Source organism: Streptomyces sp. SM11 (assembly GCF_002910905.1).
Classification (GTDB): Bacteria; Actinomycetota; Actinomycetes; order Streptomycetales; family Streptomycetaceae; genus Streptomyces.
Map to the genome: position 1 here is coordinate 42,490 of NZ_NEUE01000228.1, position 25,367 is coordinate 67,856.

Sequence of the window (25,367 nt, forward strand, 5' to 3'; positions counted from 1 at the left end):
CCGCTCCCACCGGTGGGCATTCCCGGTCAGTCCTGCTTCTTGCGCCGGGTGCCGAAGACGATCTCGTCCCAGCTCGGCACGGCGGCACGGCGGCCCGGCCGGACTCCGTCCGCCTCGGCCTGACGGTCCGTCGTCCCGGTCAGCCGGTCGCGGTGGCCGGCCACCGCACGGGGCATCAGCACATCCGCGTACGCGGACCCCGCACCCGCCGAAGCGGCGGCGGGCGGCTCGTCCGCCTCCGTCTCCTCCGCCGGTTCCAGCGCGGGCGGCTCGGGCTGCGTGGGCCGCTCGGGGACGACCATGTCGCCGCGGAAGCTCGGCACCGCCTCCAGCAGGCTGGTCAGCGAGTCGCGCTCACCGGCCGAAGCACTGCTCACGTACTCCTCGGGCTCGGCGGCGGCCGGGGCGGGCCGCTCGATCTGCCGGTCGAGGGCCCGGTCGCGGTCGATCTGCCGGTCGAGGCTCCGGTCCAGCGGCCGGTCGCGCGGCAGCCGGGCGATCCGGGGCACGAACGGGAAGCTGGGCTCGGGCGCGGCGACGTCGTCGGTCTCGCCGATCAGCGAGCGCGCCTCGTCGTCCACGGCCTGGACCAGCCGTCTGGGCGGGTCGTACGTCCAGCTCGCCGAGTGCGGTTCGCCCGCGACCCGGTAGACCAGCAGGACTTCCCAGGTGCCGTCGTCGCGGCGCCACGAGTCCCACTGAACGGTTTCCTTGTCGGCACCGCGCAGCAGGAGACGCTCCTGCACCGCCTCGCCGAGCTGGGGGCCGGTGTTCTCGCCGGGACGGCGTACGGGAGTCTTCCGGGCCCGCTCGGCCATGAAGGCGCGCTCCGCGAGCACGGGGCCCTCGAAGCGGCGTACACGGTCGACGGGGATGCCCGCGAACTGGGCGACCTCCTCCGCGGAGGCACCGGCCCGTATACGGGCCTGGATGTCGCGGGGCCGGAGGTGGCTCTCCACCTCGATCTCGATCTGGCCGAGCCGGGCGCGGTCGTTGCGCACGGCGGCCCGCAGCCGCTCGTCGATCGGAAGCGTGTACTCCGTGCTGTCCGCAGCCTTGAGCACCAGTCGTGTGCCGTCGTTGGAGACGGCCACGACACGCAGTTCGGGCATGGGAACCTCCCGGGTGGTGCCTGCCGACGTCACGTGCGTCGCTGCTTCCGCTAGTCGAGTGTGACCTGCCCGGGTGCAGCCTGCCACAACCTTGCCAAGTTGCCCGGCGTGTCGGGCGCTCGTCCTGGTGCGCCACCATGACACGGTTACCCATTGCGACCCAAAGTGACCGATTTGGCCGCTCTGTGCAGCAAGCACCCGTGTGATGCCTTGACGCCGCCGTTTCGAGTGCCGTCGGCCCCCTCCGGTGGCTGCGGATTCCCACGTCGGAGTCCGCCCCAGGGCTCGTCACAGTACTCCATTCGGGCCACCGGGGTGGACCGGCGCGCCGCCGAAGTTCTCGCGGGGCGCGGGAGTTGAGATACCCAGTTCTCCGTGAAATGCCCCTGATGCGTGTCGTGCTTCACACAATCGCCGGAAACGGAACTATCCACTTCGCTCAAATGTCCCTTCTTGTTGCATGGTGGGAGAGATGTCAAGCAGGGGCTGGTAATGGTTCAGAAGCCGGAAAGTGACATAGAACCGAAGGAAAGGCGCATAGATCTGAGTCTCCCGCAGGTCGCCGGGAGTGCCGTGGCGGCCGTCGCGGCAGCGGTACTGGCCTCGCAGTTGGGCGTGTACGGCACGATCGCAGGCGCGGGCGTGATGAGTATCGTCGCCACCTGCGGCGGTTCGGTCTTCCAGCACTTCTTCCGCCGCACCGGCGAGCAGATCCGCGAGGTGACGGTCCAGGTGACCCACCCGGAGGGCCGCCAGGTGACGGTGCACACCAAGGAGACGACGCCCGCCGGGCAGGGAGCCGCCGCCCGGCGGTCCGAGCCGGAGCCGGCCGACGACGCCACCACGGTGCTGCCCACGGTCGACCCGGGCACGGTCCCGGAGGTGATCCCGGACGCGGAGCACACACAGCTGCTGAAGCCCGTCGACACCGACCGGACGCAGCTGCTGGACCTCGGCGACGCGCGGACCCGGATGCTCCGCGTCCCGCCGTCCGGGGGTCCTGGAGCCGACGACCGTACGCGACTGCCGGCGCGGGCCGACGACCGTACGCGGATGCTCCCGCGAGCCGGAGCCGGCCCGGACGTGGCCGACGACGCGTTCAGCGACGGCGTCACCCACGGCACTCGGATGCGCGGCTGGAAGCGTCCCGCGCTCACGGCGGCAGCGGTATTCGCCGTCTCCATGGCCGGGATCACCGCGTTCGAGATGATCTCGGACAACGATCTCAGCGGCGGTCAGGGCACCACCCTCGGCTCCGTCGTACGCGGCGGCGACCGGGACTCCGGACCCGCCGACCCCAAGCCCTCCGGGGACACCGGCCAGGACGGGGGAGAGGGCGAGCGGCGGCCGACCCCCGGCAGCGGCACCGGTTCGGACCCCGCCACGGACGACGGCGACGGCAGCGGCAGGAGCCCGGACCCCGGTACGGGCACGGGTGGTGACGACCCGACCACCGGGCCCACCCCCACTCCCACCCCGACGCCCTCCGGCGACGGCGACGAGACCACGCCCGACCCGACGCCGCCCACCCCCTCCACCCCCGGCGACGCCGGATCCGGCACGCCTTCGACCCGCACAGGCATCGCCCCCGGGCAGGGCGAGCAGGCCCCGCCCGACGCCGACGCCGGGTGACCGACGTACCGGCACAGCGCGCGACACGCGTCGGCCCCGGCCCTCCCGATCGGGAGGGCCGGGGCCGACGGCGTATCGGAGGCCGGCGGAGCTCAGTCGCCGAGCACGCGCCGCAGGTAGTCGTTGCCGAACAGGCGGTCCGGGTCCAGCCGGTCGCGCAGCGCGGTGAACTCACCGAAGCGCGGGTAGACCTCCGCCAGATAGGCCGCGTCCCGGGTGTGGATCTTGCCCCAGTGCGGCCGGCCGGCGTGCGCGGTCATGATCCGCTCGACCGCCGTGAAGTACGAGCGGTGCGGCGTGCCCCTGTAGAGGTGGACGGCGATGTACGCGCTGTCCCGGCCCGAGGCGGTCGACAGGGCCATGTCGTCGGCAGGCGCGGTACGCACCTCGACCGGGAAGCTGATCTTCAGCGGTGACCGCTCGACCATGGCCCTCAGTTCCCGCAGCGCGGCCACCGCCTGCTCGCGCGGAACGGCGTACTCCATCTCCACGAACCGCACCCGGCGCGGGCTGGTGAACACCTTGTACGGGATGTCGGTGTACGTACGCGCCGACAGCGCCCGGCTGGAGAGCCTGGCGATCGAGGGGATCGTCGCCGGGACCGCGCGGCCGAGCGAACAGGCGACCTGGAAGACCCCGTTGGACAACAGCTCGTCGTCGATCCAGCTGCTCACCCTCCCGGGCGGGGCGGCCGGACCGGCGCTGCGGTTGTTGCGCTTGGTGTTGCAGTTCCCGGTGTGCGGGAACCAGTAGAACTCGAAGTGCTCGTTCTCGGCGACCAGGGAATCGAAGTCCGCGGTGACCCGGTCGAAGGTCATCGCCTCCTCACGGGCGGTCAGCAGGAAGATCGGCTCCACGGCGAGGGTGACGGCGGTGATCACCCCGAGGGCGCCGATCCCGACCCGGGCCGCGGCGAAGATCTCCGGATTCTCCCCGGCCGAGCAGCGCAGCACCGTGCCGTCGGCGGTGACCAGCTCCAGTGCGCGGATCTGTGCAGCTATCGACGCCGAGTCGCGGCCCGTGCCGTGCGTACCGGTGGAGGTTGCCCCGGCGATCGTCTGCTCCATGATGTCGCCCATGTTCGTGAGCGACAGGCCCTCGCGGGCGAGAGCGGTGTTGAGCCGCTTGAGCGGAGTGCCCGCCTCCACCGTCACGGTCATCGCCGTACGGTCGATGTCCCGGATCCCGGTGAGCAGGTCCGGGCGTATCTGCACCCCGTCCGTGGCGGCCGCCGCGGTGAAGGAGTGCCCCGCGCCGACCGGCTTCACCTTCAGTCCCTCCGCGCCCGCCCGGCGCAGCACGTCCGCGAGCTCGTCCACGGACGCGGGGGACTCGGTGCGGGCAGGCCGGGCGGTGACGGTACCCGCCCAGTTACGCCACGCGCTCGTCGTCGTCCGTGCGTAGGTGTCGGTCATCTTCCCCGCGCCCTCCCGTCGCAGCCGGCCCGGCCAGCCGGCGATACCCCAGGAACGCCACCGCCGCCGCGAGAGCTCCCGCCACGGCGGGCACCGCGTACCCCGCCTTCGCCCCTGCGGCGTCGACCACCCAGCCGGCGGCCGAGGAGCCGAGCGCCACTCCGACCGCGAGCCCGGTACTGGTCCAGGTCATGCCCTCGGTCAGCTTGGTGCGCGGTACGTGCGCTTCGACGAGGGCCATGGTGGTGACCATCGTCGGTGCGATGGCGAGGCCCGCGACAAAGAGCGCCACGGCCAGCAACGGAAGGTTCCCGGCCAGTTGGAGGGGGATCATACTCACGGCCATCGCGCAGACACCCACCAGCCACCTGGTCGAGGGGTTCCCCTTGAGGTGCAGCAGCCCGAACACGGCCCCCGCGAGGCACGACCCGAGCGCGTAGACGGCCAGCACCAGGGAGGCCGCGGCCTTGTGGCCGCGCTCCTCGGCGAAGGCCACGGTCACCACGTCCACGCCCCCGAAGATCGCGCCCGTCGCCACGAAGGCGGCCACCAGCACCTGGAGCCCCCGCGAGCGCAGCGCCGAGCCCCCCCCTGTGTGCTGCGACTTCGGGTGCGGCACCGGCTCGGTCGCGCGCTGCGCGGTCAGCCAGAACACGCCGACCAGCAGGAAGGCGGCGGCGATCAGCGGTCCCGCCTCCGGGAACCAGGCGGTGGACAGGCCGATGGAGATGATCGGGCCGAAGATGAAGCACACCTCGTCGACGATCGACTCCCATGCGTAGGCGGTGTGCAGATCCTGGCTCGAACCCCGGTGGATCGCCGCCCAGCGGGACCGGACCATCGACCCCACGCTCGGCACACAGCCCGCGCCCGCCGCGAAGACGAACAGCGCCCACTCCGGTGCCCCCTGCTGGGCGCAGATCAGCAGACCCGCCACCGCCGCCACCGCCACCAGCGTGACCGGGCGCAGTACCCGCCGCTGCCCATGGCGGTCGACCAGCCGGGAGACCTGGGGGCCGCAGACCGCCGCCGACATCGCCAGGGTCGCGGAGAGCGCCCCGGCCAGCCCGTAGCGGCCGGTGAGCTGGGAGATCATCGTCACGACGCCGATGCCCATCATGGACAACGGCATCCGGCCGAAGAAGCCCGCTGCGGAGAACCCCTTGGAACCGGGGGCGGAGAAAATGACGCGGTAGGGGCTGGGCAAGGGGTACTCCGGTGGTGCCTGTCAGGCTTATAGGTGGCCGATACAGCTTACGGCCGGGCAGCTGCGCCGGACACCGGATTCCGGGGCGCTCCCGGGGGAGCGGCACAGGTGCCCGGAACCCCGGGGTCTCTTTGGCCTTCCCGGTCTTCCCGACAGGGCGTCGGATGTCGGTTGCCGCCCTGTCGGAGGCGGGTGGCAGGATCGATGCCATGTCCGATCTGCGCGATCCCGCTCCCTACGACGCCCTGCTGCTGCTCTCCTTCGGCGGTCCCGAGGGCCCGGACGACGTGGTCCCGTTCCTGGCGAACGTGACCCGCGGCCGCGGCATCCCCGAGGAACGCCTCAAGGAGGTCGGCAAGCACTACTTCCTGTTCGGCGGGGTCAGCCCGATCAACGCGCAGAACCGCGCACTGCTCGACGCGCTGCGCGAGGACTTCGCCGACCACGGCCTGGATCTCCCGGTCTACTGGGGCAACCGCAACTGGGCGCCGTATCTGACCGACGTCCTGCGCGAGATGACCGCCGACGGACACCGCCGGATCGCCGTCCTCGCCACCAGCGCCTACGCCTCCTACTCAGGCTGCCGCCAGTACCGCGAGAACCTCGCCGAGTCGCTGGCCGCCCTGGAGGCCGAGGGGCTGCCCGTGCCCCGGGTCGACAAACTGCGGCACTACTTCAACCACCCCGGCTTCGTGACGCCCATGGCGGACGGTGTCCTGGCCTCGCTCGCCGACCTCCCCGAGGACGTCCGCGCGGGCGCGCACATCGCGTTCACCACCCACTCCGTCCCGACCTCCGCCGCCGACGCCTCGGGCCCGGCCGATGCGCACGGCGAGGGCGGCGCGTATGTCGCCGAGCACCTCGACGTGGCCCGGCTGATCATCGAGGCGGTGCGCGAGGAGACCGGCGTCGAGCACCCCTGGCAGCTCGTCTACCAGTCCCGCAGCGGCGCCCCGCACATCCCGTGGCTGGAGCCCGACATCTGCGATCACCTGGAGACCCTGGGCGCCGAGGGCGTCCCCGCGGTCGTGATGGCGCCCATCGGCTTCGTCTCGGACCATATGGAGGTGCTGTACGACCTCGACACCGAGGCCACCGCGAAGGCCGCCGAGATCGGTCTGCCGGTCCGCCGGTCCGCCACGGTGGGCGACGACCCGCGCTTCGCCGCCGCCGTACGGGACCTGGTCCTGGAGCGCGCCGGGCGTGAGCGGGGGCTGCCGGTGCGGCCCTGTGCCCTGGGCTCCCTCGGCCCCTCCCACGACCTCTGCCCCGTCGGCTGCTGTCCCGCCAGGACCCCTAAGCCCGCCGCCGCGGGCGCCGACAGCCCGTACGTGCAGCCCGTACGCACCGACCCCTTGGGAGCGCCGTGACCGACCCCGCCCTGTCCGAACTGCTCGACCTCGCCCTGGAGGCCTCCCGCCGCGCCGGAGCCCTGCTGCGCGACGGCCGCCCGGCCGACCTGGGGGTGGCCGCGACCAAGTCCAGCCCCATCGACGTGGTCACCGAGATGGACATCGCCGCCGAGAAGCTGATCACCGGCTACCTCTCCGACTTCCGCCCCGACGACGGCTTCCTCGGCGAGGAGGGGGCCAGCTCCCCGGGCAGCACCGGCATCCGCTGGGTCATCGACCCGCTCGACGGCACGGTGAACTACCTCTACGGTCTGCCCACCTGGGCCGTCTCCATCGCCGCCGAGCGTGACGGCGAGCGGGTCGTGGGCGTCGTCGAGGCCCCGATGCGCCGGGAGACCTCCTGGGCGGTCCTTGGCGGTGGTGCGTTCGGGAACGGTGAAGCCCTGCGCTGCCGGCCCGCCCCGCCGCTGGACCAGGCCCTCGTCTCGACCGGCTTCAACTACGTCGCCCACGTCCGCGCCCACCAGGCGGACATCGCCCAGCAGCTGATCCCCAGGCTCCGGGACATCCGGCGCAGTGGCTCGGCGGCAGTCGACCTCTGCGACGTGGCGGCCGGCCGGCTGGACGGCTACTACGAGCGCGGACTGCACCCCTGGGACCTGGCCGCGGGCGACCTCATCGCCCGGGAGGCGGGCGCGCTGACCGGCGGCCGCCCGGGGCTGCCCGCCGACGGCGACCTGACGGTGGCCGCCGGCCCCGGCGTCTTCGAGCCGCTGCAGGCGGCCCTCGACGAACTGGGCGCCTGGCACGACTGACGGGACGCCCGGCCGGCGAAAGGCCCTGACGGGGGGCCTGAGGCCGCCGCACACGCCACAGGGCCCCGGAACACCATGACGGTGTCCGGGGCCCTGTGGCGTACGGATCAGGCGCTGGTGGCGCTGATCTCCACGCCGTGCTCGGCGGCGAGACGGCGGAGATCGTCCAGCTCGCCCTGTTCGACGTCCGCGAGGAAGTCGTCGCCGTCCTCGCGCGCCCGCGTGAGGCCGGACTCGGTCGTCTTGATGCGTTGCAGCAGACCTGCGGTGAAAGCGTCCATGATGCGCCCCCTCATCGTGGGTCGGTGGCACGGGGGTGTGCCCGGGATCCCTCCGGCCGGGGAGCCGGAGGAGCGGGTGATCGCGCCGCCGCTCCGGGTGAAAAGGAGCGGGCCGTGGCATGCCACGTGACAGGCGTGATCGCGGGTGTGAACCCCTCTTCCCCGCGCCGAGGCTCAGAGAAACCTCAACTGGCCCGGAAATCCGCCGCCTTCCCGGCGGGAAGCCGCCCGGAGGCCCGGCCGGCCCGCCGCCTTACCGCCGGTTTATACGCGTTACGGGCAGGATGGAAGCGCACAGTCGGCATTGCTGCCCGTGTCCGAGCGGCCCCCGCGTGGGCCGCTCGATCTGTGAACCCATCGAAGGACCGAAGGAAGGACTGCGCCGTGCGCGTACTCGTCGTCGAGGACGAGCAGCTGCTCGCCGATGCGGTGGCCACCGGACTGCGCCGGGAGGCCATGGCCGTCGACGTCGTCTACGACGGTGCCGCGGCCCTGGAGCGCATCGGGGTCAACGACTACGACGTCGTCGTGCTGGACCGGGACCTCCCGGCGGTGCACGGCGACGACGTCTGCCGCAGGATCGTCGAGCTCGGCATGCCCACCCGGGTGCTCATGCTCACCGCGTCCGGCGACGTCAGCGACCGGGTCGAGGGCCTGGAGCTGGGCGCCGACGACTATCTGCCCAAGCCCTTCGCCTTCAGCGAGCTGACCGCCCGGGTGCGCGCGCTGGGCCGCCGTACGACGGTGGCGCTGCCGCCCGTCCTGGAGCGTGCCGGCATCAAGCTCGACCCGAACCGCCGCGAGGTCTTCCGCGACGAGGCGGAGATCCAGCTCGCGCCGAAGGAGTTCGCGGTGCTGGAGGTCCTCATGCGCAGCGAGGGCGCGGTCGTCTCGGCGGAACAGCTGCTGGAGAAGGCCTGGGACGAGAACACCGACCCCTTCACCAACGTGGTGCGGGTCACGGTCATGACGCTCCGCCGCAAGCTCGGCGAACCGCCCGTGATCGTCACCGTGCCGGGCTCCGGATACCGGATCTGAGGACCATGCCCACCACCCCGGAGCCCCCCGTGGCGCCTCCGAAGCCCACCTGGGAGCCCAAGCAGCAGGAGCCCCCGTACCCCTGGCTGCGCCCGACCATCCGGATACGGCTCACGCTGCTGTACGGCGGGATGTTCCTGATCGCGGGCATCGTGCTGCTGTCGATCATCTACATGCTGGCCGCGCAGGCCCTCCACGACGCGGGAAGCGTGGCCTTCCGGGTCGCCGGGACCAACGTCCAGATCACCAGCGACACCTGCCCGCAGCTCGGCGCCGCGCTCAACAACGACCAGCTGAACGAGGCCATCAAGGACTGCACGTCGGCCCAGCGGCAGCACGCACTGGACAGCCTGCTGAACCGTGCCCTTCTCGCCCTGGTCGGCCTCAGCGTGATCGCCTTCGCCTTCGGCTACGCCATGGCCGGGCGCGTCCTGTCCCCGCTCGGCCGGATCACCCGGACCGCGCGCCGGGTGGCCGGTACGGACCTCACCCGGCGGATCGAGCTGGACGGCCCGGACGACGAGCTCAAGGAGCTGGCGGACACCTTCGACGACATGCTGGACCGGCTGGAGCGGGCCTTCACCGCGCAGCAGCGGTTCGTCGGCAACGCCTCGCACGAGCTGCGCACCCCGCTGGCGATCAACCGCACCCTGCTGGAGGTCCATCTCTCCGACCCGGAGGCTCCGCCGGAGCTCCACCAGCTCGGCAAGACCCTCCTGGCCACCAACGAGCGCAGCGAGCAGCTGGTGGAGGGCCTGCTGCTGCTGGCCCGCAGCGACAACCAGATCGTCGAGCGCAAACCGGTCGACCTCGCCGAGGTCGCCGAGCGCGCCATCGACCAGACCCGGGCGGAGGCGCTGGCCAAGGAGGTCGAGATTCGTGGCGAGCGGGGATCGGCCGTGGTCCAGGGCAACGGGGTGCTGCTGGAGCGGATCGCCCTGAACCTCGTGCAGAACGCCGTGCGCTACAACGTGCCCGAGGACGGCTGGGTGGAGGTCATCACCGAGCTACGGGACGGGCATGCCCTGCTCGTCGTCTCGAACACCGGCCCGGTGGTCCCGGCGTACGAGATCGACAACCTCTTCGAGCCCTTCAGGCGGCTGCGTACGGAGCGTACGGGCAGCGACAAGGGGGTCGGGCTCGGCCTGTCGATCGCGCGGTCCGTCGCGCGGGCCCACGGAGGCCGTATCATCGCGGAGCCCCGCGAGGGCGGTGGGCTCGTGATGCGCGTCACCCTGCCGGTCTGAGAGGCTGCACGATGTGACTCTGCACCGAATCCCCATGTTCGCTTTGGGCGGAATTTTCAGGACCCGTCCCCGGGTGGATCGTGTGTGATCGATCACAGAGCCGATTTTCCGACCATCTACTCTCCGTGATCGCGACTCTGTCGGAAAGCCGGTAATCGTCCGGGTTTTCGGGGATCGTTATCACGGGAAGTACACGGGGTGGCACCTGTGAACTGCACAGTCGGGACCGTGTACGGTCCCCATCGCCACCCAAGCCGAGCCTCGCCGAGGCGCACGGTTGGGTGTCGATTGAGTAACAGACCTTGATGTGAGGCAAAATCTCCGCCTCAGGTCGGGCACAAGTCCGGCCTCTCACGCGTTACGTGCGCTGAGACACCCGTAGACACCCAAGAGGGGGAGAGCGACATGGCAACGGATTACGACACCCCACGCAAGACCGACGACGACGTGGACCAGGACAGCCTCGAAGAGCTCAAGGCACGTCGGAGCGACAAGACGGCCTCCGCCGTCGACGTCGACGAGTTCGACGCGGCCGAAGGACTCGAGCTGCCCGGCGCGGACCTCTCCAACGAGGAGCTGGCCGTCCGGGTGCTGCCCAAGCAGGCCGATGAGTTCACCTGCATGAGCTGCTTCCTGGTGCACCACCGCAGCCAGCTGGCCCGCGAGAAGAACGGTCAGCCCATCTGCCGCGACTGCGACTGAGGTCGAGTCGGCCGTGGCAGGCGAGACACCGTTCCGGAAGCGGCGCCCCTGGCGTCGGCACGGCCCGGAGGCGAACCAGGACGGTACAGGCGGCACAGGCCCGGCAGGAGGCGGAAACGCGTCTGCCGAGCGGTCCGCCGCCCTGCCGGATCACTCCGGCAGTTCCGACGACGAGCGGGGCCGTTCGGCCTCGCTCGAAGTGGCCGGGGCGGCAGCGTCGCCGGACCGGGCCGGAGAGCAGGACAGGGCGGATCCCACGACCGGGGGCCGCCTGCACGCAGTGAAACGGGGCGTACGCAAGAGCGGGGAGAACGCAAAGGCACTGGCCGCACAGCTGGCCGACCGCATCATCGATACGGCCCCGCGCGTGCCGGTGCGCGATCTCGCCACCCTGCGGAGGCAGTTTCCCGGGCTGGGGCCCGAGGAACTGGCCGACAAGCTGGTCACCGGAGCCTGCCGGGCCACCGCGACCGTCGGCGCAGGCGTCGGGGCCGCCGCCATGATGCCCGTACCGCCCGCCATGGTCGCCGAGCTGGCGGCGGAGGTGACCGGCGTCGCCGCGATCGAGATGAAGCTCGTCGCCGAGCTCCACGAGGTCTACGGCCGCCGACCCCCCGGCAATCTGGGCCAGCGCAGCACCGCGTATCTGACGTCGTGGACGGAGGAACGCGGCATCGACGTCACCCGGCCCACCACGCTCAACGCCGCCCTGGGCGGCCAGATGAAGCGTGAGCTGCGCCAGCAGATCACCAAGCGCATGGCGCGCAATCTGCCCAACCTGATCCCGTTCATGATCGGCGCCGCCGTCGGCGCCATGATGAACCGCCGTGACACCCGCAAGCTCGCCGACCGGGTCAGGAACGACCTGCGCAAGCATCAGACCCCCTGGGACCGGCTGGCCGAGCTGCCTCCGCTGGAACAGCCCCCGCACCCGGCCGAACTGCCCAAGGAGATCGAGGGCCCCTGAGCCCCGCCCGGGCCCCTCGCGGTCGGATCAGACCGTCGGGGCACCGCTCAGAGCCGCCGCCAGGCCCCGCGGGTCCCGGGTAGAGAGATAGACGTACGGAGTCGGGTCGTCCGGATCCGTGACCTCCACCCGCACCGCCGTCTCCACATAGCCGCGCAGCAGCATGAACGCACGGGCGTCCGCCTTGTGGGTGCGCCAGGCCCGCGCCTCCTCGGCGTCCAGCGCCTCCGGCTCACCGAGCGCCGACAGCGGGATCCGGGCGTCGCCGGCGACGAGTGCCCCCGCCACCACCCGGATCCGGGCGGAGCCGTAACTGCTCACCAGGACCGCGGCCGCGGCCGTGCCGCCGACCAGCCCGGCGAGCAGCGGCAGGGTGCCCAGCGGCAGCAGCATCAGAGCGCAGGCGATACCGATCCCGAAGGCGATGAACCACCAGGAGCGGGGTGCGGTGAGACGTTCGTCGAAGGGCGGTGCGGAAGGCTGCATGGAACAAGCTTGGCACGGCGCGACCGGCGGACCGCCGCGCGGGTAAGGTCTGCGCCTGTGAGTGGAACATCAGCAGCTCTGACACCCCCGGCCGACGCCGTCGCGCCGGTCCGGCACCCCGACGCGCCCGCCCCCGGCGAGCTCCTCGGAGCGCACTACGAACACTGCTTCGGCTGCGGCGGGGGACAGTCGCACGGACTGCACCTGATGGCGCGGGCCGGTGAGGGCGTGAGCGTCACCGCCGAGTTCACCGTGCAGTCCGCCCATCAGGGCGCCCCGGGCCTCGCCCACGGCGGGGTGCTCGCCACGGCGCTGGACGAGACGCTCGGCTCGCTGAACTGGCTGCTGCGCACGATCGCGGTGACCGGACGGCTGGAGACCGACTTCGTCCGTCCCGTCCCCGTGGACACCGTGCTGCACCTCGACGCCCGGATCACCGCCGTGCACGGCCGGAAGATCTACTCCACCGCCACCGGCCGGATCGGCGGTCCCGAAGGCCCCGTCGCGGTCCGGGCCGACGCCCTCTTCATCGAGGTCAAGGTCGACCACTTCATCGACAACGGCCGGCCCGCCGAGATCCAGGCGGCCATGTCCGACCCCGACCAGGTCAGGCGCGCCCGCGCCTTCGAGGTGAACCCGTGATGCGCAACCCCGTCGACGTGCTGATCCGCCTTCTCGACCCGGACGTGCCGATTCCGGCGTACGGACACCCGGGTGACGCCGGGGCCGACCTGGTGACCACCGAGGCCGCCGAACTCGCCCCCGGCGAGCGCGCGGTGCTGCCCACCGGTGTGTCGATCGCGCTGCCCGACGGGTACGCCGCGTTCGTGCACCCCCGCTCCGGCCTCGCGGCCCGCTGCGGAGTAGCCCTCGTGAATGCCCCAGGGACCGTGGATGCCGGGTACCGTGGGGAGATCAAGGTGATCGTGGTCAACCTCGATCCACGCGAGAGCGTGCGATTCGAACGGTTCGACCGGATTGCCCAATTGGTTGTCCAGCAGGTCGAGAAGGTGCGCTTCCACGAGGTGGCGGAACTTCCCGGCTCGGCGCGGGCCGAAGGGGGCTTCGGGTCCACCGGCGGCCACGCGTCGGTGGACGGCGCCGAGGGCGGGATCACCCACGGTGGGAACAGCTACGCTTCGGTCGTATCCGACCGGGAAGGACAGTGACGTGTTCGGACGTCGCAAGAAGAGTGGTTCCGCCGAGGACGCGGCGGACGAGGTGCGCGAGGCCGAGCAGGTCGCCGACGAGCCCGAGGGCAGCGACGGTGCCGCGAAGGGCACCCGTCGGACGAATCTTCCGCCGGCCCCCCGGCCGGACGGACCCTGGGACAGCACCGAGGTCTCCCAGCCCGGCGAGGGCCGGGTCGACCTGGGCGGCGTCTTCGTCCCCGGGGTCGAGGGCATGGAACTGCGCGTCGAGGTGGCCGGGGACGCGATCGTCGCCGCCACCGTGGTGCTGCGCGACAGCGCGGTCCAGCTGCAGGCCTTCGCCGCCCCCAAGAAGGAGGGCATCTGGGGCGAGGTCCGCGAGGAGATCGCCTCGGGCATCACCCAGCAGGGCGGCATCATCGACGAGGTCGAGGGCCCGCTGGGCTGGGAGCTGCGCGCGCAGGTCCCCGTACAGCTTCCGGACGGCACGGGCGGTGTGCAGCTCGTGCGCTTCGTCGGCGTCGACGGGCCACGCTGGTTCCTGCGCGGAGTGATCTCCGGCCAGGGCGCCGTCCAGCCGGAGGCCGCCGGGCTGCTGGAGACGGTCTTCCGGGACACCGTGGTCGTCCGCGGCGACGGCCCGATGGCCCCCCGTGACCCGATCGTCCTCAAGCTTCCCAACGACGCGCAGATGGTGCCCGAGGGCGTGCAGCAGGAGGACCAGGAGAGCTCGAAGTTCTCCGGCGGCATGGGCCAGCTCCAGCGCGGCCCCGAGATCACCGAGGTCCGCTAGCAGCACTCAGCAGCACCTCGCGGTACAGGCCGGTGGGCCGCACCCTTTCCACGGGTGCGGCCCACCGGCCATTGCCCGGGTGCGTGCCGCACACACATACTGGCGGGCGACGCAGGCCATGTGAGTACGGGGGAGCAGCATGACCGAGAACACCAGCGGGCGGTCCGGCACGGTCCTTGCCGAGGACCCGGCCGGTACGGTCATGGTCATGGTCACGGTCGAGGACCTGCACCGCTCGTACGGCAGCGGGGCTGCGACCGTGCACGCCCTGCGCGGCGTCTCCTTCGAGATCCCCCGCGGTGCGCTGGTCGCTCTCAAGGGCCGTTCCGGTTCCGGCAAGACCACCCTGCTCAATCTGGTCGGCGGCCTGGACACCCCCGACAGCGGGCGGATCACCGTCGACGGCACCGAGCTGGTGGGGCTCGGTGAGAAGGGCCTCCTGGAGCTGCGCCGCGACCGGGTCGGCTTCATCTTCCAGTCCTTCGGCCTCATTCCGATCCTGACCGCCGCCGAGAACGTCGGCGTACCCCTGCGGCTGTGCAGGGCCGACCCGGCCGAGCGCGACGAGCGGGTCGCCCTGCTGCTCTCCCTCGTCGGCCTCGCCGACCACGCCGAGCAGCGTCCCGGAGAACTCTCCGGCGGCCAGCAGCAGCGCGTCGCCATCGCCCGAGCCCTCGCCAACCGCCCCGCCCTCCTGATCGCCGACGAGCCCACCGGACAGCTCGACGCCGAGACCGGGCTCGCCGTGATGGAACTGCTCCGCGCGGTCGTCCGCAGCGAGAACGTCACCGCCCTCGTCGCCACCCACGACCCGCAGCTGCTGGGCCTCGCCGACCGGGTCCTGGAGCTCAGCGACGGCCACATCGTCGAACACGGCTGACGTTCCCCCAGCGCCTCCGCACCGGCCCCGGCGCGCATCAGGGTTCCGTCAATACGCCCCCCACCTGCACTCCAGGAACCGGACCACGGTCCGCGGCGGAGTAGCGTCGAGGGCGGCAGCCGCACCGGGCGCCACCGGCCGTCGACAGGACGCCGCCGGACGGAAGAAGACAATGGGGCCATGGGACGCGGCATACTCCGGATCTACCTGGGCGCGGCACCGGGCGTCGGCAAGACGTACGCGATGCTCTCCGAGGCCCACCGCAGGGTCGAGCGCGGCACCGACTGCGTGGTGGCCCTCGTGGAGCACCACGCCCGGCCGCGGACCGAGGTCATGCTGCACGGGCTGGAGCTTCTGCCGCGCCGGCAGCTGGAGTACCGGGGCACCGTCTTCACCGAGATGGACGTGGACGCCGTCCTGGAGCGCGCCCCGGCGGTGGCCCTGGTGGACGAGCTGGCCCACACCAACGTCCCCGGGTCCCGCAACGCCAAGCGCTGGCAGGACGTCGAAGAGCTCCTCAGGGCCGGGATCGACGTCATATCCACGGTCAACATCCAGCATCTGGAGTCGCTGGGCGACGTCGTGGAGTCGATCACCGGTGTCCGGCAGCGTGAGACGGTGCCCGACGATGTGGTGCGCCGGGCCGATCAGATCGAGCTGGTCGACATGTCGCCCCAGGCGCTGCGCCGCCGGATGGCGCACGGCAACATCTACCAGCCCGACAAGATGGACGCGGCCCTCTCGAACTACTTCCGCCCCGGCAACCTCACCGCCCTGCGCGAGCTGGCCCTGCTCTGGGTCGCCGACCGGGTCGACGAGTACCTCCAGCAGTACCGGGGCGAGCACAACATCCGCACCACCTGGCAGGCCCGCGAACGCATCGTCGTCGGGCTGACCGGCGGGCCCGAGGGCCGCACCCTCATCCGCCGCGCCTCCCGGATGGCGGCCAAGGGCTCCGGCAGCGAGATCCTCGCCGTCTACATCGCCCGCAGCGACGGCCTGACCTCCGCGTCCCCCAAGGAGCTGGCCGTCCAGCGCACCCTGGTCGAGGATCTCGGCGGCAGCTTCCACCATGTCATCGGCGACGACATACCGGCCGCCCTGCTGGAGTTCGCCCGCGGCGTCAACTCCACTCAGATCGTCCTGGGCTCCAGCCGCCGCAAGACCTGGCAGTACATCTACGGCCCCGGGGTCGGCGCGACCGTCGCCCGCGAGTCGGGGCCCGACCTCGACGTCCACATCGTCACCCACGAAGAGGTCGCCAAGGGCCGCGGTCTGCCCATGGCCCGCGGCGCCCGGCTCGGCCGCGCCCGGATCATCGGGGGCTGGCTCGTCGGCGTCGTCGGCCCGGTCCTGCTCGCGGTGGTGCTGCGCGGCATGGAGGACGCCCCCGGCCTCGCCAACGACGTCCTGCTCTTCCTCTCCCTGACGGTGGCCGCCGCCCTGCTCGGCGGAGTGCGGCCCGCGCTCGCCTCGGCGGCCGTCGGCTCCATGCTGCTGAACTACTGGTTCACCCCGCCCACCCACACCCTGACCGTCCAGGACCCGGAGAACCTCGTCGCCATCGTGATCTTCTTCGCGGTGGCGGTGGCGGTCTCCTCAGTGGTCGATCTCGCGGCCCGGCGCACCCACCAGGCCGCCCGGCTGCGCGCCGAGTCGGAGATCCTCTCCTTCCTCGCGGGCAGCGTGCTGCGTGGCGAGACCGCCCTGGACGCCCTGCTGGAACGGGTCCGGGAGACCTTCGCCATGGAGTCCGTCGCCCTGCTGGAACGCAGCAGCGACGTCGAACCGTGGACCTGCGCCGGATCCGTCGGGCCGGGCCCGGCCGCCCGCCCCGACGAGGCCGACGTGGACATGCCCGTCGGCGACAACATGGCCCTCGCGCTGTCCGGCCGGGTGCTGCCCGCCGAGGACCGCCGGGTGCTCGGCGCGTTCGCAGCCCAGGCCGCCGTCGTCCTGGACCGCCAGCGCCTGGTCGGGGAGGCCGAGGAGGCCCGTAGGCTCGCCGAGGGCAACCGGATCAGGACCGCCCTGCTCGCCGCCGTCAGCCACGACCTGCGCACCCCGCTGGCCTCCATCAAGGCCGCCGTCAGCTCGCTGCGCTCCGCCGACGTGGCCTGGTCCGAGGCGGACGAGGCGGAGCTCCTGGAAGGCATCGAGGACGGCGCCGACCGGCTGGACCACCTCGTCGGCAACCTGCTGGACATGTCCCGCCTCCAGACCGGCACCGTGACCCCGCTGATCCGCGAGATCGACCTCGACGAGGTGGTCCCCATGGCGCTCGGCGGCGTCCCGGAGGGCAGCGTCGACCTCGACATCCCCGAGACGCTGCCGATGGTCGCCGTCGACCCCGGGCTCCTGGAACGGGTCGTCGCCAACGTCGTGGAGAACGCCGTCAAGTACAACCCCGGCCGGGAGCCCGTCGCCGTGGCCGCCAGCGCCCTCGGCGGCCGGGTCGAGCTGCGGGTCGTGGACCGCGGCCGCGGTGTCCCCCACGAGGCGAAGGAACGGATCTTCGAGCCCTTCCAGCGGTACGGGGACGCCCCGCGCGGCGCCGGCGTGGGCCTCGGCCTCGCCGTCTCCCGGGGCTTCGCCGAGGCCATGGGCGGCACCCTCGACGCCGAGGACACCCCGGGCGGCGGGCTGACCATGGTCCTGACCCTCACCGCGGCGCCGCGCGGCGTCCGGGCCGACGCCGAGCTGCCGGCCCGGGCCACCTCATGACACGCCCCCGCGGGCCGGGACGCCCCCGGTCCTACGACGCCCGCCCCCGCGCTCTTCCCTCCTCCTCCCCGTGCAGCAGCGTTCCCCCCTCCTCCCCGTGCAGCAGAAAGGCAGGTCCGCGATGACCAGGGTGCTTGTGGTCGACGACGAGCCGCAGATCGTCCGCGCCCTCGTGATCAACCTGAAGGCCCGCCAGTACGAGGTCGACGCCGCGCCCGACGGGGCGACCGCCCTCCAGCTCGCCGCCGCCCGCCACCCCGATGTCGTCCTCCTCGACCTCGGCCTGCCCGACATGGACGGGGTCGAGGTGATCAAGGGCCTGCGCGGCTGGACCCGGGTCCCGATCCTCGTACTCTCCGCCCGCCACAGCTCCGACGAGAAGGTGGCGGCCCTGGACGCAGGGGCGGACGACTACGTCACCAAGCCGTTTGGCATGGACGAGCTGCTGGCCCGGCTGCGTGCCTCGGTACGCCGGGCGGAACCGGTCGGCCAGGACGGCGGAGCCGAGGCCGTCGCCCTCGTCGAGACGGCCGGCTTCACCGTCGACCTGGCGGCGAAGAAGGTGCACCGAGGCGGCCGCGACGTACGCCTCACTCCCACCGAGTGGCATCTGCTGGAGGTCCTCGTCCGCAACGGCGGCCGCCTGGTCAGCCAGAAGCAGCTCCTCCAGGAGGTCTGGGGCCCTTCCTACGGCACCGAGACCAACTATCTGCGGGTCTACATGGCCCAGCTGCGCCGCAAGCTGGAGGCGGACCCCTCACACCCCCGGCACTTCGTCACCGAACCGGGCATGGGCTACCGCTTCGAGCACGACTGACGGGCAACGATTCACCCTTTCGGGTGATCATCCCGGACCTCCGTATACAGCCCGCAGGACCGGTACCCTTCGGGTATGAGTGCTGTTCCCCGATCCGAGAAAGCCGGGAAGGCCGGGAAGGCGGCGAGACCTTCCGGGCGCTTCCGCCGTATGCTCGACCGGCTCTCCAGTTCCCAGGAGGACCTGGAGTCCCAGGAGCTGCAGGAGGACGCGCAGGTCACCGGATGCACCCGGATCTCCGAGTGCTCCGACCGGCAGATCGTGAAGGTGGCTGGTACGTTGCGGACCGTCACCCTCCGTCCCCGGGCCGGAGTGCCCGCCCTGGAGGCGGAGCTCTTCGACGGCACCGAGCCGCTGGACGTGGTCTGGCTCGGCCGTCGTTCCATCGTCGGTATCGAGCCCGGCCGCAGGATCATCGCCTCGGGGCGGGTCGCCATGAGCCACGGCCGCCGGGTGCTGTTCAACCCCACATACGAACTCCGACCGCTCGGCAAGGAGTAGCCGGTGACGTCTCTCGACAAGCCGACGTCCGAAACGGACCAGCCCCACCGCACGGACCCGCAGCACGTCGGCGGGAGGCACGCCGCCCAGCAGGGCGACGAGGCGAAGGCCGTCACCGAGGCCGCCCTCTTCGAGGCCTTCGGCGGCGTGCGCGGCATGGTGGAGACAGTCCTCCCCGGGCTGCTCTTCGTCACGATCTTCACCATCAACAAGGACCTGAACGCCTCGGCCATCGCGGCCCTGGCGGTGTCCCTGGTCCTCGTAGCCGTCCGGCTGATCCGCCGGGACACCGTCAAGCACGCCTTCAGCGGCGTCTTCGGGGTGGCCTTCGGCGTCGTCTTCGCGAAGATGACGGGCAACGCCAAGGACTTCTACCTGCCGGGCATGCTCTACACCCTGGGCCTCGCGGTCGCCTATATCGGCACCGCGGTGGCAGGGGTGCCGCTGATCGGCCTGATCCTCGGCCCGGTCTTCAAGGAGAACCTCTCCTGGCGGACCCGTAACCCGGGCCGGAAGAAGGCGTACACCAAGGCCAGTTACGCCTGGGGCTTCATCCTGCTGGCCAAGTGCGCGATCCTCTTCCCGCTCTACTGGTGGGCCGACACCACCGAGTTCGGCTGGGTGCTCATCTCGCTGAAGATCCCGCCGTTCCTGCTCGCGGTCTATCTGACCTGGGTCTTCCTCGCGAAGGCGCCGGCGCCCATCGACGTCTTCGCCGAGATGGAGGCCGAGGAGCAGGCCGAGAAGGAGCGCAAGGCCGCGGCGGCGGCCCTCCGCGACCCGAAGGCCTGATTCCGTAGCACCGCGTGAACCGGAGGCCTGATCCCGTAGCACCACGTGAAGGGGCCCGGAACCGCTCAGCGGTCCCGGGCCCCTTCACGTAACAGCTCTTCCGGTTCAGCTCCCCGAAGGATCGCGCCGGACCGACAACAGGTCCTCCAACTGCTCCTCGCGCGCCTGGGCGGCCACGAACAGCAGCTCGTCACCGGCCTCCAGGGACTCCTCGGGGCTCGGCGTCAGAACCCGCGTACCCCGGATGATCGTCACCAGCGAGGTGTCCTCGGGCCAGGCCACGTCCCCGACACGGGTACCGGCCAGTGCCGACTCCGGCGGCAGGGTCAGCTCCACCAGGTTGGCGTCGCCATGGCTGAAGCGCAGCAGCCGGACCAGATCGCCGACGCTCACCGCCTCCTCGACCAGGGCCGACATCAGCCGCGGCGTCGAGACGGCGACGTCCACGCCCCAGGACTCGTTGAACAGCCACTCGTTCTTCGGGTTGTTCACCCGGGCCACCACCCGCGGCACGCCGTACTCGGTCTTGGCGAGCAGCGAGACGACCAGATTGACCTTGTCGTCCCCGGTCGCGGCGATCACGACGTTGCACCGCTGCAACGCCGCCTCGTCCAGCGACGTGATCTCACAGGCGTCCGCGAGCAGCCACTCGGCCATCGGCACCCGCTCCACCGAGATGGCGGTCGGCGCCTTGTCGATCAGCAGCACCTCGTGCCCGTTCTCCAGCAGCTCGGTGGCGATGGAACGGCCCACCGCGCCCGCTCCGGCAATCGACACACGCATCAGTGACCGCCCTCCTCGGGGCCCTGGGCGAAGGCCTCTTCGACCTTGGCGATCTCGTCCGTACGCATCATCACGTGGACCAGGTCACCCTCCTGGAGGACGGTCTGCGAGGTCGGCAGTATGGCCTCGCCCAACCGGGTGAGGAAGGCCACGCGGACCCCCGTCTCCTCCTGGAGCGTGCTGATCTTGTGGCCGATCCAGGCCGGCGTCGTGTGCACCTCCGCGAGCTGCACACCCCCGCTCGGATCGCGCCACAGCGGCTCCGCGCCCGACGGCAGCAGCCGCCGCAGCATCTGGTCCGCCGTCCAGCGCACCGTCGCCACGGTGGGGATGCCGAGACGCTGGTAGACCTCGGCCCGCTTCGGATCGTAGATCCGCGCCGCGACGTTCTCGATGGAGTACATCTCGCGGGCCACCCGGGCTGCGATGATGTTGGAGTTGTCGCCGCTGCTGACCGCGGCGAACGCCCCGGCGTCCTCGATCCCCGCCTCGCGGAGGGTGTCCTGGTCGAAGCCGACCCCGGTGACCCGGCGACCGCCGAATCCGGACCCGAGGCGACGGAACGCCGTGGGGTCCTGGTCGATCACCGCGACGGTGTGCCCCTGCTGTTCCAGGGTCTGTGCGAGAGCGGCACCGACGCGCCCGCAGCCCATGATGACGATGTGCACTGTGCGCCTACCCCGCCATCCTGGTCATCCGGCTGACCTGCGAAAACACGCTGCTCACACTTCTCTCTCAGCTTGCTGGGCAAACAACGGGGCACACACCCGCGGTGCGGCCCGGAGTCGAGCTTATGCGCCGGGGAAGTCCCTGCCTCATCCGAGTGTCCGTATCCTCGCGCACTCCCGGTAAAGGAAAAGCAAAGCAGGGAGGGGTGGGCGCAAGGATCGCGTTAAGGAATGACGAGGCGTTCTCCGCCGACCGCAGGAGATTGCAGGGCCACGTCGAAAGGGCGTGCGTTTCGGCCACGGGCTGCGCTTACGATCCTCACCGTGTCCAAACTGACCGACCTGCCCAAACGGATCCTGATCGGCCGGGCGCTGCGCAGCGACAAGCTCGGGGAGACCCTACTCCCGAAGCGCATCGCGCTCCCCGTCTTCGCGTCCGACCCGTTGTCCTCGGTGGCGTACGCACCCGGAGAAGTCCTCCTCGTGCTGTCCATCGCGGGGGTGTCGGCGTACCACTTCAGCCCCTGGATCGCCGTCGCGGTCGTCGTCCTCATGTTCACGGTCGTCGCCTCCTACCGGCAGAACGTCCGCGCCTACCCGAGCGGCGGCGGCGACTACGAGGTCGCGACCACCAACCTCGGCCCCAGATCCGGACTGACCGTTGCCAGCGCCCTGCTCGTCGACTACGTCCTCACCGTCGCCGTGTCGATCTCCTCCGGCGTCGAGAACCTGGGCTCCGCGATCCCGTTCGTCATCGAGCACAAGACGCTCTGCGCCATCGGCGCCATCGTCCTGCTCACCCTGATGAACCTGCGCGGCGTCAAGGAGTCCGGGAAGCTCTTCGCCATTCCCACCTACCTCTTCGTGGCCGGCGTCTTTCTCATGATCCTGTGGGGCGCTTTCCGGGGAGTGGTCCTCGGCGACACGATGCACGCCCCTACCTCCGACCTGGTGATCAAACCCGAACACGAGGGACTGGCGGGCTTCGCGCTCGTCTTCCTCCTCCTGCGGGCCTTCTCCTCGGGCTGCGCCGCGCTCACCGGGGTCGAGGCGATCAGCAACGGGGTGCCCGCCTTCCGGAAGCCGAAGAGCAGGAACGCCGCGACCACGCTCGCCATGATGGGCCTGCTCGCCGTCACCATGTTCTGCGGCATCATCGGCCTGGCCCTGGCCACCGACGTCAAGATGGCCGAGAACCCGGCGATCGACCTGATCCGCGACGGCGTACCGGTCGGCGCGGACTTCACGCAGGACCCGGTCATCGCCCAGGTCGCCGAGGCGGTCTTCGGCCACGGCTCCTTCCTCTTCGTGGTCCTCGCGGCCGCCACCGCCCTGGTCCTCTTCCTCGCCGCGAACACCGCGTACAACGGCTTCCCGCTGCTCGGCTCGATCCTCGCCCAGGACCGCTACCTGCCGCGCCAGCTGCACACCCGCGGCGACCGGCTGGCCTTCTCCAACGGCATCGTGCTGCTGGCCGGCGCGGCGATCCTGCTCGTCTGGGTCTACGGAGCCGACTCCACGAAGCTGATCCAGCTCTACATCGTCGGGGTGTTCGTCTCCTTCACCCTCAGCCAAACCGGCATGGTGCGGCACTGGAACCGTCTGCTGGCCGACGAAGGGGATCGGGCCAAGCGCCGTCGCATGGTCCGCTCCCGCGCCATCAACGCCTTCGGCGCCTTCTTCTGCGGCGTGGTCCTGGTGATCGTCCTCGCCACCAAGTTCACCCACGGCGCCTGGGTGGCGCTGCTCGGCATGGTCATCTTCTACGGAACGATGACCGCGATCCGGAAGCACTACGACCGGGTCGCCGCCGAGATCGCCGCCGACAGGACACCCGCGGACGAGAGCGTGCGCCCCTCCCGCGTCCACGCCATCGTCCTCGTGTCCAAGCTCCACCGCCCCACGCTGCGCGCCCTCGCCTACGCCAAGCTGATCCGCGCCGACCACCTGGAGGCGCTCTCCATCAGCGTCGACCCGGACGAGACGAAGGCGCTCCGCGAGGAGTGGGAACGGCGCGGCATCAACGTCCCCCTCAAGATCCTCGATTCGCCCTACCGCGAGGTGACCCGCCCGGTCATCGACTACGTCAAGGGCCTGCGCCGCCAGAGTCCGCGCGATGTGATCAGCGTCTACATTCCCGAGTACGTGGTCGGCCACTGGTACGAGCACCTCCTGCACAACCAGAGCGCCCTGCGCCTGAAGGGGCGGCTGCTCTTCACCCCGGGCGTCATGGTGACCTCCGTCCCGTACCAGCTCCAGTCCTCCGAGGCGGCGAAGAAGCGGGCCCGCAAGCGCGCCGACTGGAGCGCCCCGGGTTCGGTTCGCCGGGGCCTGGTGGAGCGAGGGAACAAGGAGACGAACCGCAAGGGGTGAGACCGCTCGGTGAGACCACTCGCCCCACGGACGGCGGGCCGGGGCGGTGACGTGCGGGCGGCAGGAGCCCGGTCGGAAAGCACGAGACGGCGGGGCCGGTCGTGGTCAGCACCCTGACCGCGTCCGCGTAGACTGGTGGGCTGTCGTCCGGCCGCAGGACCGACCGTTTGCCCCCTTTCTCCCTGGAGCCTCCCCTCATGCAGAACGAACCCACGTCGTCGCTGGTCGGGGAGGAGTACGAGGTCGAGGTCGGGCCCGTCGCGCACGGCGGTCACTGCATCGCCCGCACCGCCGAGAACCAGGTGCTCTTCGTACGCCACACGCTCCCCGGCGAGAAGATCATCGCCAGGGTCACCGACGGCGACACGGACTCCCGCTTCCTGCGGGCCGACGCGGTACGGATCATCGAGCCGTCCAAGGACCGCGTCGAGGCGCCCTGCCCGTACGCGGGCCCCGGCATGTGCGGCGGCTGCGACTGGCAGCACGCCAAGCCGGGCGCGCAGCGCCGCCTCAAGGGCGAGGTCATCGCCGAGCAGCTCCTGCGCCTGGCGGGCCTGACCCCCGAAGAGGCCGGCTGGGACGGCACGGTCATGCCGGCCGAGGGCGACAAGCTCCCCGCGGGCGAGGTGCCGGCCTGGCGCACCCGCGTGCAGTACGCCGTCGACGCCGACGGCCGCGCGGGCCTGCGGAAGCACCGCTCGCACGACGTCCAGCCGATCGACCGCTGCCTGATCGCCGCGCCGGGCGTCTCCGAGCTCGGCGTCGAGAAGCGCGAGTGGCCCCAGATCGCCGCGGTGGAGGCCATCACCGCCACCGGTTCGAACGACCGCCAGGTCATCCTCACCCCGAAGCCCGGCGGCCGGCTCCCGCTGGTCGAACTCGACAAGCCGGTCTCCGTGCTCCGCGTCGACGAGAAGGACGGCGGCGTCCACCGTGTCCACGGCCGCGCCTTCGTCCGCGAACGCGCCGACGACCGCACCTACCGCGTCGGCTCCGGCGGTTTCTGGCAGGTCCACCCGCAGGCGGCCAACACCCTGGTCCGCGCGGTCATGCAGGGCCTGCTGCCCCGCAAGAACGACACCGCCCTCGACCTCTACTGCGGCGTCGGCCTGTTCGCCGGCGCCATCGGCCAGCGCATCGGCGAGAAGGGCGCGGTCCTCGGTATCGAGTCCGGCAAGCGCGCGGTCGAGGACGCCCGCCACAACCTGGGGGACCTCGACCGGGTCCGCATCGAACACGGCAAGGTCGACCAGGTCCTGCCCCGCACGGGCATCACGGAGTGCGACCTGATCGTCCTTGACCCGCCGCGAGCGGGCGCGGGCAAGCAGGTCGTCAAGCACCTCTCGGGGCTGGGCGCACGCAAGATCGCCTACGTGGCGTGCGACCCGGCGGCACTCGCGCGGGACCTGGCGTACTTCCGGGACGGCGGATACAAGGTGCGGACACTGCGGGCGTTCGACCTGTTTCCGATGACGTCGCATGTTGAGTGCGTAGCTATTCTGGAACCTGCGGAGAAGGCTGCTTGACCTGCGGTTATGTGGCTCGGGTGGGTCGCTCGACTTGTTTTCCTCCTTGCAGCGGGTCGAGCGGACGGCTTGCCCCTCGCAGCCTCCTGACCTGCGAATTCATCA

At 71.3% G+C, this 25,367-nt stretch carries 24 protein-coding genes; 17 read left to right on the plus strand and 7 right to left on the minus strand.

The features are described from left to right. Positions 1–26: 26 nt before the first annotated feature. Positions 27–1,112, minus strand: coding sequence for a septation protein SepH (sepH, locus tag B9S58_RS23280; RefSeq protein WP_103534013.1), 1,086 nt, complete (start codon positions 1,110–1,112; stop codon positions 27–29). Between the two features lie 573 nt (positions 1,113–1,685). Here sepH and B9S58_RS23285 point away from each other — a divergent pair. Continuing rightward, the gene (locus B9S58_RS23285) at positions 1,686–2,744 is read left to right on the plus strand and encodes a hypothetical protein (protein WP_103534014.1); all 1,059 of its coding nucleotides are present in this window, start codon (positions 1,686–1,688) and stop codon (positions 2,742–2,744) included. Positions 2,745–2,836: 92 nt separating this feature from the next. Here the strand turns inward: B9S58_RS23285 and B9S58_RS23290 are convergent, their stop codons facing one another. Then, positions 2,837–4,159: a D-arabinono-1,4-lactone oxidase gene (locus B9S58_RS23290; RefSeq protein ID WP_103534015.1), complete on the minus strand. Its 1,323-nt coding sequence runs from the start codon at positions 4,157–4,159 to the stop codon at positions 2,837–2,839. Further along, positions 4,116–5,366, minus strand: a complete 1,251-nt coding sequence (locus B9S58_RS23295; protein WP_103534016.1) for an MFS transporter — start codon at positions 5,364–5,366, stop codon at positions 4,116–4,118. The genes B9S58_RS23290 and B9S58_RS23295 overlap by 44 nt, the downstream gene beginning before the upstream one ends. Positions 5,367–5,575: 209 nt before the next feature. Between B9S58_RS23295 and B9S58_RS23300 the strand changes: the two genes are divergently transcribed. Further along, positions 5,576–6,736: a ferrochelatase gene (locus tag B9S58_RS23300; protein WP_103534017.1), complete on the plus strand. Its 1,161-nt coding sequence runs from the start codon at positions 5,576–5,578 to the stop codon at positions 6,734–6,736. Then, the gene (locus tag B9S58_RS23305) at positions 6,733–7,533 is read left to right on the plus strand and encodes an inositol monophosphatase family protein (RefSeq protein WP_103534018.1); all 801 of its coding nucleotides are present in this window, start codon (positions 6,733–6,735) and stop codon (positions 7,531–7,533) included. The genes B9S58_RS23300 and B9S58_RS23305 overlap by 4 nt, the downstream gene beginning before the upstream one ends. 107 nt (positions 7,534–7,640) lie before the next feature. Here B9S58_RS23305 and B9S58_RS38130 read toward each other — a convergent pair whose 3' ends face one another. Beyond that, a complete protein-coding gene (locus B9S58_RS38130; RefSeq protein WP_181009424.1) occupies positions 7,641–7,814 on the minus strand; it encodes a hypothetical protein in 174 nt (57 codons plus the stop codon). Positions 7,815–8,198: 384 nt separating this feature from the next. Between B9S58_RS38130 and B9S58_RS23310 the strand changes: the two genes are divergently transcribed. From B9S58_RS23310 to B9S58_RS23325, 4 genes are all read left to right on the plus strand, one after another. Then, positions 8,199–8,852 carry a response regulator transcription factor gene (locus tag B9S58_RS23310; protein WP_103534019.1) on the plus strand — a complete coding sequence of 218 codons (654 nt, stop codon included), beginning with the start codon at positions 8,199–8,201 and terminating at the stop codon, positions 8,850–8,852. Between the two features lie 5 nt (positions 8,853–8,857). Beyond that, the gene (locus B9S58_RS23315; RefSeq protein WP_103534020.1) at positions 8,858–10,099 is read left to right on the plus strand and encodes a cell wall metabolism sensor histidine kinase WalK; all 1,242 of its coding nucleotides are present in this window, start codon (positions 8,858–8,860) and stop codon (positions 10,097–10,099) included. Positions 10,100–10,504: 405 nt separating this feature from the next. Beyond that, positions 10,505–10,801 (plus strand): DUF4193 domain-containing protein, encoded by a 297-nt coding sequence (locus tag B9S58_RS23320; protein WP_003965732.1) that lies wholly within the window; start codon positions 10,505–10,507, stop codon positions 10,799–10,801. A 13-nt stretch (positions 10,802–10,814) separates the two neighbouring features. Continuing rightward, entirely contained in the window at positions 10,815–11,768 is a 954-nt protein-coding gene (locus tag B9S58_RS23325) for a hypothetical protein (protein WP_103534021.1), read from the plus strand. A 27-nt stretch (positions 11,769–11,795) separates the two neighbouring features. Here B9S58_RS23325 and B9S58_RS23330 read toward each other — a convergent pair whose 3' ends face one another. Next, positions 11,796–12,254, minus strand: a complete 459-nt coding sequence (locus B9S58_RS23330) for a DUF3093 domain-containing protein (protein WP_103534022.1) — start codon at positions 12,252–12,254, stop codon at positions 11,796–11,798. Positions 12,255–12,311: 57 nt separating this feature from the next. Between B9S58_RS23330 and B9S58_RS23335 the strand changes: the two genes are divergently transcribed. The 8 genes from B9S58_RS23335 (at position 12,312) to B9S58_RS23370 (ending at position 19,912) form a co-directional block, all read left to right on the plus strand. Beyond that, positions 12,312–12,896: a PaaI family thioesterase gene (locus B9S58_RS23335; protein ID WP_103534023.1), complete on the plus strand. Its 585-nt coding sequence runs from the start codon at positions 12,312–12,314 to the stop codon at positions 12,894–12,896. Further along, positions 12,896–13,423, plus strand: a complete 528-nt coding sequence (gene dut / locus B9S58_RS23340) for a dUTP diphosphatase (protein WP_103534024.1) — start codon at positions 12,896–12,898, stop codon at positions 13,421–13,423. The genes B9S58_RS23335 and dut overlap by 1 nt, the downstream gene beginning before the upstream one ends. Before the next feature lies 1 nt (position 13,424). Beyond that, a complete protein-coding gene (locus B9S58_RS23345) occupies positions 13,425–14,198 on the plus strand; it encodes a DUF3710 domain-containing protein (protein ID WP_103534025.1) in 774 nt (257 codons plus the stop codon). 139 nt (positions 14,199–14,337) lie between these two features. After that, entirely contained in the window at positions 14,338–15,078 is a 741-nt protein-coding gene (locus B9S58_RS23350) for an ABC transporter ATP-binding protein (protein WP_103534026.1), read from the plus strand. 180 nt (positions 15,079–15,258) lie between these two features. Beyond that, complete coding sequence (locus B9S58_RS23355; protein ID WP_103534027.1) at positions 15,259–17,802, plus strand: sensor histidine kinase KdpD; 2,544 nt, start codon at positions 15,259–15,261, stop codon at positions 17,800–17,802. A 121-nt stretch (positions 17,803–17,923) separates the two neighbouring features. Continuing rightward, complete coding sequence (locus B9S58_RS23360) at positions 17,924–18,619, plus strand: response regulator (protein WP_103534028.1); 696 nt, start codon at positions 17,924–17,926, stop codon at positions 18,617–18,619. Positions 18,620–18,694: 75 nt separating this feature from the next. After that, positions 18,695–19,120 carry an OB-fold nucleic acid binding domain-containing protein gene (locus B9S58_RS23365; protein ID WP_181009425.1) on the plus strand — a complete coding sequence of 142 codons (426 nt, stop codon included), beginning with the start codon at positions 18,695–18,697 and terminating at the stop codon, positions 19,118–19,120. A 3-nt stretch (positions 19,121–19,123) separates the two neighbouring features. Then, positions 19,124–19,912: a DUF3159 domain-containing protein gene (locus B9S58_RS23370; protein WP_103534030.1), complete on the plus strand. Its 789-nt coding sequence runs from the start codon at positions 19,124–19,126 to the stop codon at positions 19,910–19,912. Between the two features lie 105 nt (positions 19,913–20,017). On the opposite strand, the gene B9S58_RS23375 is transcribed toward B9S58_RS23370, so the two are convergent. Together B9S58_RS23375 and B9S58_RS23380 are read right to left on the minus strand one after the other, a co-directional pair. Continuing rightward, positions 20,018–20,695, minus strand: coding sequence for a TrkA family potassium uptake protein (locus B9S58_RS23375; protein WP_103534031.1), 678 nt, complete (start codon positions 20,693–20,695; stop codon positions 20,018–20,020). Beyond that, positions 20,695–21,363 carry a TrkA family potassium uptake protein gene (locus B9S58_RS23380; RefSeq protein ID WP_103534032.1) on the minus strand — a complete coding sequence of 223 codons (669 nt, stop codon included), beginning with the start codon at positions 21,361–21,363 and terminating at the stop codon, positions 20,695–20,697. The genes B9S58_RS23375 and B9S58_RS23380 overlap by 1 nt, the downstream gene beginning before the upstream one ends. Before the next feature lie 324 nt (positions 21,364–21,687). On the opposite strand from B9S58_RS23380, the gene B9S58_RS23385 reads away from it, so the two are divergent. Both B9S58_RS23385 and B9S58_RS23390 read left to right on the plus strand, forming a co-directional pair. Then, on the plus strand, positions 21,688–23,736 hold the full coding sequence (locus B9S58_RS23385; protein ID WP_103534033.1) for an APC family permease: 2,049 nt from the start codon (positions 21,688–21,690) through the stop codon (positions 23,734–23,736). 197 nt (positions 23,737–23,933) lie between these two features. Further along, positions 23,934–25,262 carry a class I SAM-dependent RNA methyltransferase gene (locus tag B9S58_RS23390; RefSeq protein WP_103534034.1) on the plus strand — a complete coding sequence of 443 codons (1,329 nt, stop codon included), beginning with the start codon at positions 23,934–23,936 and terminating at the stop codon, positions 25,260–25,262. Positions 25,263–25,367 lie beyond the last annotated feature (105 nt).